This is a genomic window from Carnobacterium sp. FSL E2-0243, from assembly GCF_038003605.1.
Taxonomy (GTDB): domain Bacteria; phylum Bacillota; class Bacilli; order Lactobacillales; family Carnobacteriaceae; genus Carnobacterium; species Carnobacterium maltaromaticum.
Genome location: NZ_JBBOPM010000001.1, coordinates 736,723 through 756,741, shown reverse-complemented (window position 1 = coordinate 756,741; position 20,019 = coordinate 736,723). Strand labels below are relative to the sequence as shown.

Annotated in this window: 18 protein-coding genes; 3 read left to right on the top strand and 15 right to left on the bottom strand. The window is 31.8% G+C overall.

Annotated features, from left to right (window positions below):
• Positions 1 to 136: 136 nt before the first annotated feature.
• The 5 genes from MHI00_RS03435 to MHI00_RS03415 form a co-directional block, all read right to left on the bottom strand.
• Positions 137 to 433, bottom strand: a complete 297-nt coding sequence (locus tag MHI00_RS03435; RefSeq protein ID WP_341111105.1) for a hypothetical protein — start codon at positions 431 to 433, stop codon at positions 137 to 139.
• 808 nt (positions 434 to 1,241) lie between these two features.
• On the bottom strand, positions 1,242 to 2,060 hold the full coding sequence (locus MHI00_RS03430) for a sensor histidine kinase (protein WP_341111104.1): 819 nt from the start codon (positions 2,058 to 2,060) through the stop codon (positions 1,242 to 1,244).
• A 441-nt stretch (positions 2,061 to 2,501) separates the two neighbouring features.
• Positions 2,502 to 3,026 carry a LytR/AlgR family response regulator transcription factor gene (locus MHI00_RS03425; RefSeq protein ID WP_341111102.1) on the bottom strand — a complete coding sequence of 175 codons (525 nt, stop codon included), beginning with the start codon at positions 3,024 to 3,026 and terminating at the stop codon, positions 2,502 to 2,504.
• A 781-nt stretch (positions 3,027 to 3,807) separates the two neighbouring features.
• Positions 3,808 to 4,023: a hypothetical protein gene (locus MHI00_RS03420; RefSeq protein WP_341111100.1), complete on the bottom strand. Its 216-nt coding sequence runs from the start codon at positions 4,021 to 4,023 to the stop codon at positions 3,808 to 3,810.
• 17 nt (positions 4,024 to 4,040) lie between these two features.
• Positions 4,041 to 5,510, bottom strand: coding sequence for a helix-turn-helix domain-containing protein (locus MHI00_RS03415; RefSeq protein WP_341111098.1), 1,470 nt, complete (start codon positions 5,508 to 5,510; stop codon positions 4,041 to 4,043).
• A 616-nt stretch (positions 5,511 to 6,126) separates the two neighbouring features.
• On the opposite strand from MHI00_RS03415, the gene MHI00_RS03410 reads away from it, so the two are divergent.
• Positions 6,127 to 7,599 carry a helix-turn-helix domain-containing protein gene (locus tag MHI00_RS03410; protein ID WP_341111096.1) on the top strand — a complete coding sequence of 491 codons (1,473 nt, stop codon included), beginning with the start codon at positions 6,127 to 6,129 and terminating at the stop codon, positions 7,597 to 7,599.
• Between the two features lie 133 nt (positions 7,600 to 7,732).
• Here the strand turns inward: MHI00_RS03410 and MHI00_RS03405 are convergent, their stop codons facing one another.
• The 6 genes from MHI00_RS03405 to MHI00_RS03380 form a co-directional block, all read right to left on the bottom strand.
• The gene (locus MHI00_RS03405; protein ID WP_010051348.1) at positions 7,733 to 8,155 is read right to left on the bottom strand and encodes a methylglyoxal synthase; all 423 of its coding nucleotides are present in this window, start codon (positions 8,153 to 8,155) and stop codon (positions 7,733 to 7,735) included.
• A gap of 635 nt (positions 8,156 to 8,790) precedes the next feature.
• On the bottom strand, positions 8,791 to 10,020 hold the full coding sequence (locus MHI00_RS03400; protein ID WP_010051347.1) for an MFS transporter: 1,230 nt from the start codon (positions 10,018 to 10,020) through the stop codon (positions 8,791 to 8,793).
• A 55-nt stretch (positions 10,021 to 10,075) separates the two neighbouring features.
• Complete coding sequence (gene aroD / locus MHI00_RS03395; protein WP_119906859.1) at positions 10,076 to 10,837, bottom strand: type I 3-dehydroquinate dehydratase; 762 nt, start codon at positions 10,835 to 10,837, stop codon at positions 10,076 to 10,078.
• Positions 10,838 to 10,869: 32 nt separating this feature from the next.
• On the bottom strand, positions 10,870 to 12,075 hold the full coding sequence (locus MHI00_RS03390; protein ID WP_010051345.1) for an MFS transporter: 1,206 nt from the start codon (positions 12,073 to 12,075) through the stop codon (positions 10,870 to 10,872).
• Positions 12,076 to 12,156: 81 nt separating this feature from the next.
• On the bottom strand, positions 12,157 to 13,026 hold the full coding sequence (locus tag MHI00_RS03385; RefSeq protein WP_057001280.1) for a shikimate dehydrogenase: 870 nt from the start codon (positions 13,024 to 13,026) through the stop codon (positions 12,157 to 12,159).
• A gap of 138 nt (positions 13,027 to 13,164) precedes the next feature.
• Positions 13,165 to 15,201, bottom strand: coding sequence for an oxidoreductase (locus tag MHI00_RS03380; RefSeq protein WP_341111088.1), 2,037 nt, complete (start codon positions 15,199 to 15,201; stop codon positions 13,165 to 13,167).
• Positions 15,202 to 15,366: 165 nt separating this feature from the next.
• Between MHI00_RS03380 and MHI00_RS03375 the strand changes: the two genes are divergently transcribed.
• Positions 15,367 to 16,278 carry a LysR family transcriptional regulator gene (locus MHI00_RS03375; protein ID WP_010051342.1) on the top strand — a complete coding sequence of 304 codons (912 nt, stop codon included), beginning with the start codon at positions 15,367 to 15,369 and terminating at the stop codon, positions 16,276 to 16,278.
• Between the two features lie 50 nt (positions 16,279 to 16,328).
• Here MHI00_RS03375 and MHI00_RS03370 read toward each other — a convergent pair whose 3' ends face one another.
• Positions 16,329 to 16,775: a GNAT family N-acetyltransferase gene (locus MHI00_RS03370; protein ID WP_341111086.1), complete on the bottom strand. Its 447-nt coding sequence runs from the start codon at positions 16,773 to 16,775 to the stop codon at positions 16,329 to 16,331.
• Positions 16,762 to 17,076 carry a MerR family transcriptional regulator gene (locus MHI00_RS03365; protein ID WP_016356603.1) on the bottom strand — a complete coding sequence of 105 codons (315 nt, stop codon included), beginning with the start codon at positions 17,074 to 17,076 and terminating at the stop codon, positions 16,762 to 16,764. Before MHI00_RS03365 ends, MHI00_RS03370 begins: the two co-directional genes overlap by 14 nt.
• A gap of 350 nt (positions 17,077 to 17,426) precedes the next feature.
• Here MHI00_RS03365 and MHI00_RS03360 point away from each other — a divergent pair, with 350 nt between their 5' ends.
• Complete coding sequence (locus tag MHI00_RS03360) at positions 17,427 to 18,014, top strand: hypothetical protein (RefSeq protein ID WP_229252221.1); 588 nt, start codon at positions 17,427 to 17,429, stop codon at positions 18,012 to 18,014.
• Positions 18,015 to 18,098: 84 nt separating this feature from the next.
• On the opposite strand, the gene MHI00_RS03355 is transcribed toward MHI00_RS03360, so the two are convergent.
• Both MHI00_RS03355 and MHI00_RS03350 read right to left on the bottom strand, forming a co-directional pair.
• Complete coding sequence (locus tag MHI00_RS03355; protein WP_010051340.1) at positions 18,099 to 19,028, bottom strand: D-ribose ABC transporter substrate-binding protein; 930 nt, start codon at positions 19,026 to 19,028, stop codon at positions 18,099 to 18,101.
• A gap of 22 nt (positions 19,029 to 19,050) precedes the next feature.
• Positions 19,051 to 20,019, bottom strand: coding sequence for an ABC transporter permease (locus tag MHI00_RS03350; protein WP_087115393.1), 969 nt, complete (start codon positions 20,017 to 20,019; stop codon positions 19,051 to 19,053).

Sequence of the window (20,019 nt, the reverse complement as noted above, 5' to 3'; positions counted from 1 at the left end):
GCTGAAAGCACATAATACACTTTTAGCGAATATTTTTCTTTTTTTATTCTAGATATAATAGCAATGGCCGCGTATAGTTGGAAGAAAGAACATAAAACTTATACCGACCTAATTATCCTCAGAGCAAACATCCTAACTACCAAGGATGGGTCATAATTAGATAATAAGCATAGTCATTAAATTCTTGCAATTGATTTTCAGTCGTCATTGTTACAATAGCAAAAATATTTCGATTAAATTCCTTTAAAGAAATTAATTTTTTATTTGCTAAAAAAGTATTCATTTGTATTGCATCTTGCTGTCTTTCTTTGAAAGAATTTTTCTTTACTTTACTAGATTCCTCAGTAGTTCTTGCCAACCCTTCAATGCTGCTCACGTTAAGCGAAACAATACCAATAGTTAGTACAAGTAATGATATAATCAATTTTCTCATTTTTATTCCCCCTTTTTTACTTTAGTTTGTTTGGTACACTTTATATTCTATACATAATTCGTTTGTTTTCCTTGGATTTGAAAACGCTTTACATTCATTTTGTGAACATATTTATTCTTTTTAATCTTTTATACTACTAGTTTTTTCAAAAAAAGCTTTCCCTCAAAGAAGTTGGGCTAAATTAGGCAGATTTTAGTTTTTTGTTTTGATAACTCAGATTCAATAAAAATCGAAGATTTTTTGTATAATTTTTTATCATTTACTTTTTCCTTTTTAATTGGTGAATTTCATTATATTTTTTCAATTGGATTTTCGCTTCATTCACGGTTTTACTAGGATGAGTTTTGAATAATTAGGGTCCTTCAAAATGCTATTTTTAAAAATTTACTGGTTGATTTATGGCGAGTTATATCTGTTGTTCTATTTTTTAAACAAGGTATTTAAGTATTTGTTGGTAATATTGTATAGAGCACAGTATAAATTATGAATTTTTTCAATACCAAATAATGTACTTGTGCTTTTTTTAAATGGGTAAATAATAATTAATAGTTTATTGTCTTTCTTCAGTTGCTACTTTGTGGAACAGGTAATATAGCTATTCTGAATCACTTTTTATTTCATTTGAGTATCGTTTGACGGTAACTTCTTAATGGGCTAACAGATTCTTGGAACAAATCTCTAAATGGCGAGTAATTATGTATTTAGCCATGATTTTATCACTTTAGAAGTCCACACTAAGTGTAGTATTCTCTTTATCCATTATGAATTAATAGTTGCCCTATTAAATTAGCATAAATAAAAAGAGGTATCACTCAATATAAAATGAAAATGTGATCCATTCCTTCGTTGTATCTACCTTATAATGTGTATTATTATAGGAAGAAATAATTTTTTGAAAAATAGAAAGCCCGATACCAGGATGATCCTTTTTAGTAGAGTAATTTTTACGAAAAATAGTCGAAAGATTAATTTGTTCTTTATAAGTATTTTTCACAGTTACCTCTAGTTGATTATGTTTACCAATGAAGCTAACATATATTTTTTGTGTCGAGTGTTCGAGGGCATTATTGATTAAAATTGAGAAACACCGAATAAAATCAATTAAATTCATACTTAATTCTTTGGGAAAGGATTGGACAGTTAAAATGACATCTAATCCGTGCTCTTCACAATGCTTTATCATTGAGATCAACACACCTTGGACAGCTGGAATCGGAACTTCTTTGATTAAAAAATAGTAATCCGGAGTCAATAGTTTTGAAGAATAAGAAATCACAGAATTTAAATAGGTTGTAGCACCCTCTATATCACCATTTGTTAAATATTCTTTGATGCCACAAAGTATATTTTTGTAATCATGCTTGAATTCTTGTGAAAGCAAGTTTTTATTTTCTAGAATTTGAGAAAACTCCGAGAGTGTTTTGATTGTTAGTGAATTTTTGTAATTTGTATTGATATAATAGGCAACCAATATACATATAAACGTAAACAGTAGTAAAAAAACAGTCCAATACAAATAATCAACTAATTTATTGTTAAATAATAAATACTGGCGTACGAAAATAGTGACGACATGTACTACAAGCATAACCAATGAGTAGAAATTGTATTTTTTGTTAATTGCCAAAAAAGCCTCTAGAAAAGAAAATCGCTTATTAAGCAAATGTAAAATAAACAATATGAATAGCAAAAATACAATTTGAATGAACATAAAATCAATGAAAATTAGTCTTCGTGTTTCATTGATTAATGGAATGTCATAAGTTACAGTCCAAATAAATATAAGTATGCTATTCTGCAGAACAATAAATATCGAGGCTAAAAGTAAACTGTTTTTCTTTCGATAAATGAAGAAAATTTCCATAATATTAATACACAGAAAAAAAAGTAAGTCCATAAAATTAACTGTAAATGTAGTAAAATATTCTGTCTGAAAGGTTGCGATAATAAACACCCCAGTTAATGTTCCTAATATTCCTAATTGTTTGTTGGTAAAAAAATGATTTCTTCCTATTAGAGCCGCAATTAAAAACATTTCAATTATAATCATAAAGTAATTAGTCATTGTTTATTTTCCTTTCTGAAAATCTTCGATTTTTCGTATTCCATGTTTTCCGATATAAAGCTCAGTATTTCCTTTAAAGACGATTGTGCCATCAGATTTGTTAAAACTTTCAATCAAGTTAATGTTGATAATGTATGATTTCAAGTTCAACAAAAAGGGTGGTGAGGATATTTGCTCTTTTATTTTTGATAGCTTTCCATTAAATACGATTTGTTGTGTCGTACTTTGAAGCAACAGACTATTGCGCATTCCTGGCATAATAAAAATATAGAGGATTTCTTTATAAGGAATTAAAAATTTTTGACTTCCATTACTAACAAGCAATTGATTATCTGTTGCTGTATAGTCAGCATTTATTTTTTTGAGAAAGCTCATTATTTGAAAAATCACATCTTCAATATTAGCAGATTTAAGAATATAGCCTTCAGGAAAAATATTGGCATTAATAATCTCAATCCCTTTATTCTCATACGAGGTTAAGTAAATAATCTTGCATTCACTACTTTTTTCTCTAATTTTCTTCCCCAAAATCACACCATCAAAGTAGGTGTTCAAGTCAATATCAATGATAAAAATATCACTTGTGGAAAATTTTTCATTTTCTAAATTTTTGTAGAACTTGAGTACATTTGTGATTTGAATAATAGAAGATTTAAAAAAAACAGAAGCTTGCTCGATTTCTTGGGATAAGATGGTACTAATAGTTCTTTGATAGCTGATACTGTCTTCAATAAGATGAATTGTTAAGTTAAATATTGTGCACCCTCATTTCTAAATTAATAACGACGAAATACAAAAACGATATAAATACATATGTAATCAGGCTTTAAATGTAACCTAATGAGATTTGATTTACTGTAAAATAAATGTTCTATCATAAAAACAGCTGAATCATTTGCTTAACTGTAAAAGTAAACAATTTATATAATGACTATATTCTCACTCCGTATAGTAGTACGCTGTGTATTGCTTCAATAAAAATAAATCATAGTCATTCACTTTTTAATACTCTGATATATTTTCTAAATCTATTCTTATTTTTTTGATAATAATCCATATTTCCGACTAATTTTTCTGCACTCGTAAATTTATTATACGAGTGCAGAAGCTTCTAGAATAATAACTACTTCATAGCCTCTTTCAAAGTACACAAAGTTGGAAATACAGCACATCCACCTAAAAACCCTATTTTTAACTTCATTTGGAAGAATGGCTATTATAAGATATTCGATTTTCCCATCAATTACTTCTCTATGGATTCAAATTTTAATTAAATATAGAAATGGGTATCCTCATCACCTCATATATTTTAATTTTTAATTAATAAAACATCTTCATAAAATTCAACAAATTTTACATGGATGACATCTTTGAATCTCTTTTCAACAATCTTTATAATTTCACAATTTTCCATTTCTTCATACACAACAATATGCTTTCTAATTACCTTAAGCAAATTGTCTTGTTTGACTAAAAATTCTATATAATATAAAAACCCATCGTTCCAATGTTCTTCTATTCGCATAATTGAATCCTCCTTTTTTACAATTGTTTATAAATTTTTTCTTGAATTCTGTTGGTAATTTTATAAAAAACTTTCTCATCCTGATAAGAATAAATAATAAACACATCAATTCCATTTTTATGATATGCTTCAGATGTTACGATTAATTCTACTTGGTTGTCTATTTTATTTCGCATTACAATATTATCTCCAAATATAATTTTCAACTGTTTTTCTATAATTATTTTAGTTATTTTTCCTACTGAATCCGAAATAAATATTGGAATTTTAGTTATTTTTTTCAAACTATAAAAAAAACAATATAAGTAATGATAATACTCTTCAATTATAGAACTTTGCGAAATATGCGCTAATTGAGTTTGCCTATATTCTTTGTAATGTTTATTTTTCATTAATTCAAAAAAAAATTCATGCGTTTTCTTTAATAATTCAGGATTATATTTCTCAATGTTGTTTTCAAATAATTCATACTTAGAAAATAATTTTTTAGGGTAATAGAGATATTTATAGCTTATATGCAACAGATCTAATCTATTTTCCCAAAATTTTTCTTCCTCATTCGTTATGAGTTGATTGAATTGCTTTTTCAATTCATCAAGCCATAAATTGACAATCACCTTTTCAAATTTATTTTTTGAAAATGAACTTGATAAATTAAACTCAACAATTTCTTGGGTATAAATTGCACAAATAAAAAAATTAGTCTCATTTTTGATTATTGCTGCGTCAGTTATCTTATAAATACCCAAATATTCTCTCATGAAATTGTAGTACTTCTCATAATTTTCTACTTCTTCAAAGGAAATCATTTTTTCGTGAATAAGCTCACCTTTGATTACTCTTTTTTTTATTATATAGATGAGGTAATAAAACTTATTTTTTTCTTTAGGGTTAATTGAGGTGAAAAGTTCCCCTAATTTTAATTCAAAGAAACGTTCAAAATTATTTTTTATATTTTCCTCAAATGGCCACTCCACCGAACCATAAAAACTGAAAAAAAAATTTAAATAAAAGATACGAATCTTATTTTCATTTCCAATAATTCCACCATTTAAATAAGTTGGTAACTTCAAATCACAGATTGCTAATAATTCAATTATTTTCTTTTTTCCTCTTGAAAAAGTTGCTTGACTGATATACCTTTTATTACAAAATTCAACTGTATTTATTTTTTCTTTATGAAATAACTCTTCTATAATAGAAAATACTAAAGATCTTTTTCCACAAAATAAAATGTACTCATCTAAACAAATTTGTCTATCCTTTATTTCTGACTTCAAATAATATTTACGATCCTTCGTTTTTTTTAAATTAAAATTAAGCATAGATATATCATTCTTAATAACAGGTAGTATAGCTAAAACAGTTTTCGTGCTACTACCTATATGATCAGCAATCTCATCCGTAGTAACTGGACTAAAGGAATTTTTAATAAAATACAAAACTTGTATTTGCCTACTATAATCACGATCTATAAAACTTAACATGTTTCAATCTCATTCCTTTTTTTATTTGAGTTAACTTAATCATAATAACACCTATTTCTTGATCTGATTTTCAGTTACTGGATAAGAAAAAAGAAACATTTGAAAAACTATCACCATTAAGTTAACTCATTTAATTTATCTATTGGTTATTTATTCCAACAAGATTTAATTACTACTAACATGACTTAATCATACTCTTAATTTAATTATTTATATGTCCATTTTTGTTCCTATACCCGGGAATAAATGAGTCAGACTTATTAGTTGGACATTAAAAAAATTTAGGATATACTAATGTTTAAGAACATAATTATTGGTGTACACTAATAGCCGAATTACTTTCAACACAAGTGAAAATCAGTGAAATTCTATTTAATTTATTGAAACTATTCTATGTAAAATTTGGGATTATTTAACAAGAACTCTCTATTTTGATTATTGTTATCTATTTATTAAGTAACACCTTATTAATATAGATTACTAACACTATTCTATTCATTAATACACTCATAATTTGAAGCTTAATACGTTCATTTTCCCAGTAATAAACCAGCTTGGCTTTATTACTAAAATACTTTAACAATTAAAATAGAGCATTAATTAAAGGAGGAATTATGTGCGTGAACTACTATCAACATCAGATTTAAGACAATTAGAAATAATTGAATTCTTATATGCAACTCACTCATCAACTTTAAACAAACTTAGCTTATCTATTGGAACTTCTGAAAAAACACTGCGTCAAGATATCGAAAAAATCAATATCCTGATTGCTCCTAGCAAAATTAAAGTTTCACCTAAACTTGGGCTAATGTTACAATTTAGCCCTCAAATGTCAATTGAATCTATTTACTCGTTATTTCTTTTTTCAAGTACAGAATTTCTCATCATTGAATCTATTTTTTTTCATAAATCAAGAACCTTAGATTCCTTATCCGAGTCTTTATTTATAAGTAAATCAACCTTAAGAAGAACCATTACTACGCTTAACAAAAATTTGCTATCGCTAAACTTTAAAATTGATTCACAAAAACTAGATTTAGTTGGAAATGAATCACAAATCTGTAATTTTATGATTCATTATTTCCAAGAAAAATATAAAAATTCAGCAGCCATTTTCCCAAAGATGCAGCTAAAAGTCTTAGATCAATTGTTTTTACTAGCCATGAAAATCCAAGAAGCAGAGCCTAACTATCCTGACATGGAAAAACTTAGAATTGGGACTATAGTTATTCTCACTCGTATTAAAACAGGCCATAAAAAGGTTTATTCAAAAAAAGAATTAAATAAGATTCCACCACATATGCTTAATAACGTCTTAGTACAACGTTTATTCAAAGCAACTTTCTCTATTCCTTTAACAACAGAAACTGTTTATCAATTATTTTATTTTTTCTTCAATAATAACTACTGCTATGATACAGATAGTCTAACTAGACTTTCAAAAAAAGATTCTGAAACAGCTGAATTTGTTGCAGCTCTTTATTTATTTTTAGAAAATATTTCAAAAAAATTAGCTATTAATTTAACAAATCAAGATGAACTTGTTTTAAACCTTTATAATCTTGACTCTCTTTATTATGGAAAAACTTATATTCTATACGATAAATACCAATCATTTCTTGAATCTGTTACACACGATTACTCTGACTTTTATCAATTTATTCAAAATGAAATTAACTTAGATCCCTATATTAAGAAAAAAAATTGGTCGCAGGATGCGATAAATTCTTTTTTCTATATGTTAATCACTCACTGGCCTGATTTAGCCAATGAAATTGAAAAGAGTATTAAGGTTTTCTCCGTTGGAGTCTTCTTTTCTTCTGATATTGAACATACAAAAATGCTTTATGATCAACTTTCTCATTTATTTCAAGATAGATTAAATTTCACTATTATAAATGCACTAACCGTTAACGAACTAAAAAAACAAGCAAAAAATTATGATATTCTTCTAACCGATTTGTTTAATGTTTATATAAAAGATACCGTCACTATCGTACTCCCACTTGCTCCACACCCCTCTGAATTCAAAAAAATTGATACTGTTTATCGAAATTTACTACGTCAATCAGAAATAAATTCATAAAAAAATGTTCTAAAGTCATCATCAAATAAACACAAAAATGAAGCAAAGAAATTAGGCTCTTTGCTTCGTTTGCGCTTTATTAGCTATTATTTTTTTATTTTTAGAATTTTTTTCTAATGACTTTCTCTATATATTAGATATCTAAAATTTCACCTTCACTCTTATTTTTCAGATTACGCCAGTCGGCAAAACCGGATTTTAGCCCTCTTAGCAATATTTCAGCAGTTCCAATATTCGTTGCCAATGGAATCTCATAAACATCACTTAAACGAATTAGTGCTGTAACATCAGGCTCATGGGGCTGCGCTGCTAATGGATCTCTTAAAAATATAACCATATCCATCTTATCTTCAGAAATAAGTGCACCAATTTGCTGATCACCACCTAATGGACCAGATTTAAACCGATGCACAGGTAAACCCGTTGCTTCTATCACACGTTTACCGGTTGTTCCTGTGGCATATAAAGTATGCTCTTTTAATATTTCACGATAAGCAATTGCAAGCTCAATCATTAATTCTTTTTTTCGATCGTGGGCAATTAATGCGATATTCATTAATTTTCATCTCCTTATTGAAAGCATTTTCTTAATCATACCATATTCTCTCCTAAAAGATGTAGTCTAAATGCTGCTTGATTAAATAGTTATTTTTAAGCATTTAAAGGTTGATAAGACAATCATTATACTCCTACATTAGAATAATGTTAAAGTAAAGAAGCTCACTTATCATTAAATTATCACCAAATTTAGTGAAAAAGATTATGCTGTTATCATTCTCTTATCAGTAAAAGACGCTATACTACATAAGTAGTCCAAACTAAATCTTTTTTATTTTTATACTCTTTTCTCCCCCTATTGAAAAGAGTCACTCCCCCTAGCTACCTCTTTTGAGGTAGCTTTTTTTATTGAGATGTATTCTTAAGAATTTCGCTACTTTTTCATCACACTTTCTTCATATTTATTGAGTATAGTATACATATACCAACAACAACCAACTTTTTCATTTTTCATTAACCGTCAATCTCCTCCAAAGTTTAACGGTTAACCAATCAAAATAGCTTAGTCTATTTTGACTTCACGTTTTAAGTAACGTGACCAACTCCTTTTAGCCACTGTTTACGCAGTGGCTTTTTTTGTTGCTAAAAAAGAAACTCGCTAAAACCAATAATGATTTTAGCGAGCTTCTTTTCTTAAATTTCTTGAAAAACTGATGGAACTTCTACTGCTTTTTTTAGATTGGTTAACTTGCGGTATCGAATAGCAACTAGTACTGCAACAATCACACTTGCTAAAGTAATACCACAGTTAAAAATGAAGACATAAAGAATATTTCTTTCACTTAAATTCCCTGTAATTAACGGAATCAACATCACTGAAAATGAGGTCATTAACGTATAATAGCTAGTCATTCTGCCTTTATTTTCTGGGAAAAACTCCAACAGAATCGCCAAGGCAAGCTGCCAAATACCACCTGATGAAAAGATACCAATACCAAAAGCTGCGATACTACAACCTAATGGTGTTGGAAAAAGGATTACTAGGATTAAAACGATTAAAGAAGCAATAGAACAACTCAGAATCATCGTAATAGGTTGCATCCATTTTTTAATCAAAAATGCCGTAATAAAAACAGAAATCATGGATCCTACACTGTATAAACTCACCAACATTAGTGAGCTAGATTTTGCCATTCCGGCTAACTCTTCTGCGTAACGTGGCAGCCACAATACAATAATATTAAATGTAGAAACTGAAGTAAATCCAAATATAGTTAGGGCTAATCCTTCAACTAAAAAGACTGGTTTTTGGTTAAATTTAGTAGCTTTTTGTTCTTTTTCAACTGCTAAACTAGTCTGGGATAGTTTTGGAAACCGCCTTTTTTGCATAAAAAAGATATTCGCAAAAAGTGCAACTAAACAGAGGATAAAGCTATACCCAAAATAAAGATTATTTGCGATCAAAAAACCAACGACTATCGGTAAAATTAATTGACCTAATGAAATAAAAGCCTTATTTAAGACACTCATAAAACCATTTGCTTCAGGATATGCTTCCATTAAAGCTGGGTATGTACCGGTATCCAAAAGAGCATTGGCAAAACCAGCAAACAGTGTGAAAAAGGTTGCCATCCACATATTTTGGCTAATTAGAATTCCACCAAAAAAAATAACATAGCTAAACATACCTAACCAAACAATCTTTTTTCGTCCATAACGATCAGACATTCGACCGGCAAAATATAAAATTAGAATTCGACCAAAGCCAATACCAGAGATGACGATTGAAATGCCCGCTGCATTTGTATTTAATTGCCCCATTAATGGCACCATATTTTGGGCCAATATGATCGCCGCCATTCCTTGTAGTATATAATTAATATACAGTGCCATCACTGTTGAAAAATAGGAATTTTCAGACATTTTTCTTCATCCTCTCTGGTAACTTTAGTTTCATTAAACCTACGAATAAAACGGATTATTTACTTTTATGCAATAAATCTAATACTGAACGTAATTCTGCTATCGGAACTTGCCCTGGTGCTGAAGCTTTTTTAGCTGCTCCAAAAGTCATCGCTGAACCGAAAGTTTCACCTGCTAAACGACTAACAACACCTAAACCACCCATCGACATCGTCACAATTGGGCGATCCGCAAATTCAGCTTGCATGGTTGCTGTAGCATCTAACAAAACCACCACATCTTGAGATGAGTTAGGCATAACAGCAATTTTACAAATATCTGCATTCAACGTTTGCATTTTCTTCAAGCGTGAAATAATTTCTTCTTTATCTGGTGTTTTATCAAAATCATGGTTACACATCACCACTTTTACATCATGTTGGTGCGCCCAATCTACTGCGGCTAAAATAGCTGTATCTCCCATAAATAATTCAATATCGGTTAAGTCAACTAATCCACTAGCCATCATTTTTTGATTTAACTCAAAATAATAAGTTTCCGAAATTTCACGTTCGCCACCTTCTTTTAAAGTACGGAAGGTAAATAAAATCGGTTTTTGCTTTAAAATAGTTCGGATTTCTGTTGCTGCTTCGATTACTTTTTCTATCTCTTCAACATCGTTAAAAAAATCGACACGCCACTCAACAATATCTAAATCAAGTCCAACTAACTCCGTTGCTTCTTCTTTTAATTCGGTCAGCGTCTTGCCAACCATTGGTACACATATTTTAGGTGCACCCTCGCCTAAAATGACATCTTTAACAGTCACGGTCTTCATTATATCGCCCCCATAGTCTCATACTTATCTATTTAATTTAGTTCATTTGATTTTGTGAATACTTTATTATATCTTACGTAAATCACTAGTGCTAGTAAAAATCCAATAAAAGCAATTCCAACATCAAAAAGAATAATGTTCGCAATATTTGTTTTTGATAATTGTCCTGTAATTAATGGAATCGTAAATGACGCAATACTTCCAGCTGTATAAAATATTCCCGTAACTTTTCCTTTTCCAGCCGGGAACATTTCGGCCATGACTGTTAAGCCTAACTGTAACACTCCTCCTGCTGCTGAAAAACCAATCACAAATGCGGCAATAATACAGACTAAAGGTGTTGGGAATAACCAAAGAATTAGTAATGCTACAAAGGAAATAAAGGTATAAATAACTAAAAATTGAACAGGTTTGTATTTCTTTTTAACTAACGCTGAGGTAAAGAATACACAAACTAAAGAACCAATACTATAGTAACTAATTAGTGCTCTAGACGCCGCATCTCCCATACCTGCAATCTCATTTCCATACTTAGTCAACCATTGGCTAACTAAATAAAAAGTTGCTTGAGCGATATACCCATATAAAATAAAACACACGCCTTCAACAGCAAATTTTACTTTACGAACTGGTTGAGCTAGATTGGCTGATTCTTCTGGTTTATCTGAGATACTCGCCTCTTTATCTGGAAAAGGCTTGTTAAATAGATAGATACCATTTACAACAAAAATTATAATAGCTAAAATAAAGGTCCATCCGTACCACATATTTGTCGACACAATCAATCCAACCATTAATGGCAAAGCAAATTGACCGGCAGAAATAAAGGCCTTAATAATAATATTGGCTGTTCCTGGTGATTCTGGGAAAGATTCCATCAAGGCTGGATAAGTTCCCGAATCTAAAAATGAGTTTGCAATTCCTGCTAAAATACCAAAAATGTAGGCAACAGCAATACTGGGACTAAACAAAATTCCCGCAAAAAACAACGCATAGGTGAACATACCTAGATAAACAAACGGTCGTCGACCAAATTTGTCTGATAATGCTCCTGAAGCCATTAAAACAATCAAACGTCCAATTCCTAAAGATGAAATAACAATGGCAACACCTGCACTGTCCGTTCCCCATTGTTTCCCTAACGCATCCATATTTTGAGCTAAAATAATAACTCCCATTCCATGAACAAAGTAATTAATATACAAACCAATTGCCGTGGGCATATACTTATTTTTCATTATTACTCTCCTTTTCAATTGCGTATTTATTCACAAATAAGTTTCTTACTAGAGAATCGATATTCTCTAGTAAGAACATTTTTATTTTTCAAAAAGCAACTCTCGAATATATTCAACAGGCATTTCTTGTCCCGTCCACATTTCAAAGGCAGCCGCACCTTGCCATAACATCATTCCTAAACCATTTACCGTTTTACAGCCTTGCTCTTTGGCTAATTTCAGTAATTTAGTTTCACTTGGTACATAAACAACATCTGCTACAACTAACTCTTTACGTAACATAGTTGGATCTGTAATCAAACTTTCCTCTTGTAAAGGTTTCATTCCTACACCCGTTGCATTTGTAAAAATAACACTTTCAGCAATTTGCTGACGTAAGCTCTCTTGATCTTTTAAATCATATAATGTCGCTTTACAATCCGTTTTCTCATTAATTAAGGCAACTGTTCGTTCTGCATTTTTAAAGAACTCATCTTGTCGATTAAAAATAGACAACTCTTTCACGCCATCTAAAGCTGCTTGGATACAGATTGCTGTTGCTGCTCCACCTGCTCCACAAATCGTCATTTTTTCGCCAATGATACTGACGTCAGACTGTTTTAAACCACGCATAAAGCCTGTACCATCTGTAATGTGTCCAGTTAAAATACCATTATCATTCACAATTGTATTAACGGCACCGACCATTTCAGCAGCTGGGGATAATTTATCCAAATACTTAGTAACGACTTGCTTATTAGGCATTGAAATATTCGAACCACGCATACCTAACGCACGAATCGCTTGAATTCCATTTTCTAGTTGATCCGTTCCAACCTCAAAAGCTAAATACGCATAGTCTAAACCTAATTTTGCAAAAGCTTCATTGTGCATTGTTGGAGATAAACTATGTCGAATCGGTGTTGCCATTAAACCAATCAATTCTGTGTGTCCTGATAATCTTTCTGTCATTTTTCCAACTTCCTCTCATTTATCGTTTACTCATTCATTCTAATTGCTTGTGTTTAAGATGATAATTCTAGCTATATTATTCCCTAAGAGGTGAGATAAGGTGGTTGTGTACCCCTTAGAGAAGAATAAATAAATTAGTTAAAAATTTCCAGAAAATAGTTTTAATTGACTTAGAGGTTTGCTTCGATCCACCTGATGAATCGTCGTTAAAATGTCACGAGCTTCCCTAGTTCCTTCAATAATTCTGCGAGCCACTTTACTATCGCCAATATTAACAACAGCAGTGTCTGTTGCTTTTCCGTATTCAAGTAAGGCTTCCATCATAGGACTATCCCCACGCATACCTAAGCAAACAAACCCAATATCAAATGGAATTTCACTCTCTTTTCCAGCTTGTTTTACTTTGAAATGATCTTGGCAAACTTCGGTTAAAGCTGTTTCAGTATATTCTTGGACACCATGACGCTTTATCATATCCATCATCGAAATACGAGTAATCAAATCTAAATCTTTGCCAAGTTTTTCTTGCATTTCAACAATAGATACTTCAGCAGCCCCACGTTCTGCATAGTACTCCACAACATCCAAACCAACTGCTCCACCACCAATAACGGCGATGCGTTTGCCCTCAAACTCTTCAAAATTCTCCATGTTGTTTAGTAAATCAAAAATAGAGAATACTTGACGATTTGGATTTTCTAGTTGTTCTTTTAACCCCTTGATTGGTGGCAGTAAAGGTTTTGCTCCAGTAGCATTCACAATAATATCTGGTGCTAACATTTCAATGGTCTTTAGATCTGCTCGTGTATTTAAATGAATGGTTAGATTAGGTAATTGCTTAGCTCTTTCTTCCAAGTATACGACATAATCGTCAATGCGTTTTTTATCTGGTAAACGGGCAATTTCACGTGCCAACCCACCTAGATAGCTTTTCTCTTCAAATAAGGCCACTTGAACGCCAACTTCTGCTGCTGTTGTAGCCGCTTCGAGAGCAGCTGTTCCACCACCAATAACCACCATACTTAGATTATTTTTAACTTGGTTTTGCTTAAAGGCATCTTCATGAATCACATCTGGATTTACAGTACATCGTAATGGTCGAGATTTCGCAATTCGATGATCTGCACACCCTATATTACAGGAAATACATTTACGCAATAAGTTTTCTTGTCCGTTAGCGACTTTATTGACCCAATTCGGTTCAGCGATTAAGCCACGTCCCATTGCTAATAAATCGGCATCGCCACGAACTAAAATATCATTGGCTACTTGAGGGCTCCGAATATTGCCTGATGTAATTGTGACTTTACCAAATTTTTCTTTAACTGCTCGAGCCATGTAAGAGCGCCAACCATCAGCCAGATTCATTTGATCAATTTGATACTGAATACTATCATTTAAAGCAGCTGATACATTTAGAATATCGACTTCCTCTGAAAAATAAGTTAATAATTCTAACGTATCTTCTAAACTATTTCCGCCTTCTAAAAATTCATCTGCACTAATTCGAATACAGATTGGGAAAAAAGGCCCTACTGCTTGTCGAACTTCAGCAACAACTAATTGAGCAAAGCGAGCACGATTTTCTGGACTTCCACCAAATTCATCTTGGCGCTTATTATAAAGTGGCGATAAGAATTGACTAATTAAATAAGAGTGCCCCGCATGAATTTCAACACAATCAAATCCCGCTCTTTGGGCTCTATTGGCAGCCTCACCGTATTTTTTTACAATCTCCATGATTTCGTCTTTTTCTAATGGTCGTGGAATTGCATTTCCTGTTTTAGAAGGAATATTTGATGCTGATACTGGCTGTTGTCCATTTAAACGCAAGCCATAAGCTGAAGCACCTGCATGGTTAATTTGAACCGATGTGCAGGCTCCATATGCATGCATCACTTCATTAAAGCGCCATAAACCTGGCAAATATTGGTCATTATCAATGCGTAATTGAGTCGTTCCATTCGTTCCCATTGGAAAATCAAGACACGCATTTTCTAAGGTAATTAACCCAGTCCCACCTTTGGCACGTTGTTCATAATAAGTAATATGCTCATTGTTAAACGAGCCATCCAAATTAGCAAAGTTCGTTCCCATTGGAGGCATCATCACTCGATTTTTCAACGTCATTCGTTTAATTACTAAAGGTTCAAATAAAGCTGCATATTGTTCCATTTTATCTCCTCCACTTTTTTTAATTCGATTTACTATATACATTCGATAGATTGCTCTTTATTTCACAATTTCAGTATAAACGGAAAAATCATATAATTCTAATGCATATTTTTGTATTTATTGATAGAATAAAACTATGAATCGAAATAGACTGGAGGAATTCCTATGAATTTAAAACAGCTTTATTATTTTAAAATGCTAGCAAAAACAGAACATATGACGCAAGCAGCTGAACAATTATCCATCACCCAGCCTAGTTTAAGCCATTCAATGACTGAACTTGAAAAAGAATTAGGCACATTTTTATTTGAAAAAAATGGAAGAAATATTCGCTTAACAAAGTATGGGCATTTCTTCTTAAGTTATGTAGAACGTTCTTTAAATGAACTGGAACATGGGGAAAAAGCATTAAAAGAATTAGTTAGTCCTGATCGGGGACATATTGACTTAGCTTTTATTTATACCTTAGGACCTTATTTTGCGCCACTTTTGTTAAAAGAGTTTCAAACAATTGATGCCCATCAAAATATTTCTTTTTCTTTTTATCAAGGGAATACTAAAAATATTATCAAAAGTTTGAAAGCTGAACAATCCGATATCGCCATTTGTTCGATGATTACTCCTGATGACCAACTCCATTTTGAACCGATTGCAGAAGAGGAAATTGTTTTAATCGTGCCTTTGGATCATCCATTAGCCTACTTTGATGAAATTGATTTAAAAAATACGGCTGGCTATCCCTTTATTTCATTTAACAAAAAAAGTGGGATTCGTCCGATGATTGATGCGATGCTAGCCGAAGTTAATGTTGTTCCATCAATTGTTTGCGAGGTGGAAGAAGACCATACGATGGCGGGCTTTGTTGCCTTTGGTCATGGCATCGGTATTGTACCAAGAATTGCAGCTTTAGACTATTACAAAGTTAAAATTCTCCACATTACCAACCCTACTTACCAACGTACTATCTATGCAACAACCTTGAAAAATCATTATCTTTCACCAGCCACTCGGTTATTTAGAGACTTTATTGTTGACTATGGGCAACAACACTTTTTAGCTTCTGGTAAAAAGATTTAAAAAAAATAAAAGCACAGTAAGTCAGAGTTAAAAAACTGACTTACTATGCTTTATTTAGTTAATTCTAAATGTAAAATTGGATAGGCTCTACCTTCACTATCTAATTCGTCTCTAGTAGCTATCTGAAAACCATTTTTTAAATAAAATGTCACCGCTGCTTCGTTTTGCTCATTCACGTCAACTTTAGTAACCTCGAAAGCTGATAATAATTCTTTTAAGATTTGTTTGCCATAACCTTTTCCAATTTGATTAGGACCAATAAATAGCATTTCTAGAGTGTCTTCACTAACAGCTGAAAAACCAATCATTTTTTCCGACTGGCTCCAAACTTGAACGTTCATTTTAGGTAACCAATAACGAATTTCAGCCTCAATACTAGACATATCTTTTGGTTTTAAAAAATGATGTGTCGCTAAAACTGAACGTTTCCAAACTTGAATGATTTGAGCATAATCCTTGGGTGTCGCTTGCTGATAATTAATTTCATTTTTCTTCATTTTCTATTCTCGCTTTTTCTAATTTTTCAAAAGCTTCTGCTAGATTTTTCATTCGGACTTCAACTTTTTCAGTCGCTTTTTCTAACGTGTACCCCTCATCCAGTAGTTCTTTAATTAAAATTATTTTTTTTATTTCATAATAGTCAAATTTTCTGGTTTTATTTACGCCTTCATCAACACTTTTAATGATATTTTTACTCTCCCAATACCGTAGTTTTCTAATTGGAATTCCCGTAATATTTGCTGCTTCACCTATATTAACAGACATTTTTTTTAATAATTCAATATCAATGATATCCATGTCGTCCTCCCTATTTTCTGTCTATATTAGTATAACTCAAATTTAAACTATTGACAATTTTTGTAGATGATATATACTAATTGTAGATTATCTACAAAAAGAGGTGGTTTTTATGTGCTAGTAATGAGTACTTTTACATTTTTACGATTATCTACGTTTATTTTTTTGAAACTAGAAATATTAGGTATCGGATGTGATTTATTATTAAAAAGAAACTAAAAATTAGTTTAATTATTGTTGCGTTACTTTTTATGTCCTTCACTATTTATGCTGTTACTAGTAACTCGATAGGTATGAATCAAAAAAACAGACTTCCTCTCAAGGGAGAAAGTAAAAAAGGAGAAAAAAATATGAACACTCAAACGAATTCCTTAGATTTAAGAAAGCAATACTCGGATATTTTCAAACTTGTAGAACAAACGTTGGAGATACCAGAGGGATATAAATTAGCCTCTATCAAAGATACAATTCAACAAAATGGCAAGCCTGTATTATTAATTAGATACACGCCAGAAAGTAATAAGACTGATTTATACGGTGAACATTTTTCTGTAACCGTTGAAAAAGAAACCAATTATATTCTAGGTTTTACCAACATGAATAGAAAATTCAACTTAATAGATAACAAACTATTATTAACTCATGAAGAAACAGAACAAATAGCTAAAGATTTTTTAACTAGATTAGAACCAGGTTATTTTGAAAAGTTAGAAAATTTGTGGATTGATCAACATGATGAGGAAATTATAATCAACGATAAAAAAATGACAATCTCTGGCATGAAGTATAAATGCTATCTACCAGAAACAGAAAATTATACTTGGGTTATCGTTGGAAGCGATGGAGATATAGTTACTTTTGAACGTGGAATTATTTGGGTAAATAGTCGGGTAACTGAAAAGTGGTTACATGATTCTTATTTAGATGAGCAATTCTAATTTAATCTAGCACTGCGTTTAATTAAAAAAATAGAAATGCAGTTAAATTAAGGCTTTATTCCTTAATCCAACTGCATTTTTAGTTTATTTTTTTATTAATTCTAAAGGCGAATCAATCTTAGACTCAACTTTTTTTCCTGCAAAATGATCAAAAGCTGCTTGTAGAGCTAATTTGCCCATTTCTTCAGGTTGTTGAGCAACAGTTGCACTCATTTTTCCTGCTTTAATAGCCTTCAATCCATCTTCTGTACCATCAAATCCAACAACCGTAATCGCATCCGTTTTACCGGCCGCACCAATGGCTTCAACTGCACCCAGTGCCATTTCATCATTTTGAGCAAAAACCGCTTGGACTTCTGGATTCGATTGCAACATATTTTCCATAACTGTTAGCCCTTTAGCACGGTCAAAGTTAGCCGCTTGTTGAGCGATAATATCTAATTTACCTTTGGCATACTCATCGAAACCTTTTCCACGTTCTCGTGTTGCTGAAGCTCCTGGAACACCTTGTAATTCCACAACTTTCGCTTCCGAACCGACAACTTCTTCAATATATTTAGCTGCCATTTTTCCGCCTTCGATATTGTTAGAAGCAACTAAACTCAACAATTTTCCGCCTTCACTATCACGATCAATCGCAATAACCGGGATATTGGCTGCATTTGCCGATTCCACTGCTGGAGTAATTGCAGATGAGTCAACTGGATTGATTAACAAAATATCAACCCCTTGTTGAATTAAATCATCAACATCATTGCTTTGTTTAGCCGTATCATCTTGTGCATCAACAATTTTTAATTTTGTCCCTTTTTCATCCGCTAACTTTTGAATTCCATTTTCTAATGATACAAAAAACGGGTTATTCAATGTCGATAAAGATACTCCTACAACTAATTCTTTTTCTTCTTTCTTGACAACCTTATCGCTACTTGAATTTTCTCCATCTAATGTTGCTGCTCCACAACCTGCCATTAATAATAATGATGCTCCTAATAAAAGTACCAGTTTTTTCATTTTATTTCTCCCTCTTATTAATTTATTTTTTCTTGCGATCTAATAAAACAGCGATGATAATAACGATTCCTTTGACAATTTGTTGATAAAAACTTGAAACACCTAATAAATTCAGACCATTATTTAAGGTTCCAATAATTAGTGCCCCAATCAAGGTTCCAAAAATACGACCACGTCCACCAGATAAACTTGTTCCGCCTAAAACAACCGCAGCAATTGCATCCATTTCATAGGCTTGACCTGCATTTGGTTGGGCTGAATTCAAACGTGAGGTAATAATAATCCCACTAATTGAAGCCATCATGCCTGACAAAGCATAAATCATAGTTTTCACACGATCAATTTTGATTCCTGCCACAAAAGCAGCTTTTTCATTGCCACCAATTGCATATGTTTTACGACCGAATGTCATTTTATGCAAGACTAAGAATAAAATAGCAAAAGCCACAATCATTAAAATAACTGGAAACGGAATCCCAAATAGGTAGCCACGCCCGACAAATTTGAAAATAAAGCTATCGCCAATTCCTGTAATTGGATTGCCATCTGTATAAACTAAGGTAGCTCCCCGAAAAATAGTCATTGTTGCCAATGTCGCAATAAACGGAGCCATTTTACCTTTTGTAATTAATAATCCGTTAATAGCACCAAGAATTCCTCCAATCATGACGCCAATAATCATTGCTAATAAAGGATCAATTCCAGACGTAATCATGCCTGCAACCAAAGCCCCACTTAAAGCTAAGGTTGAACCAACTGACAAATCAATCCCGCCAGTCAAAATGACAAAGGTCATTCCAAAGGCAATTAACGCATTGACTGAAACTTGACGAAGTAAGTTCAATAAGTTAATTGGGGCAATAAAACTTGGATTCATAGCTGTCACAATAATAATTAAAACAAGTAAAGCTAATAATGGACCTAGTTTTCCAATCAATTCTTTACCAGTATATTTCTTTTTAGGTAACTCCACTTTCAATTCATCCTTCAT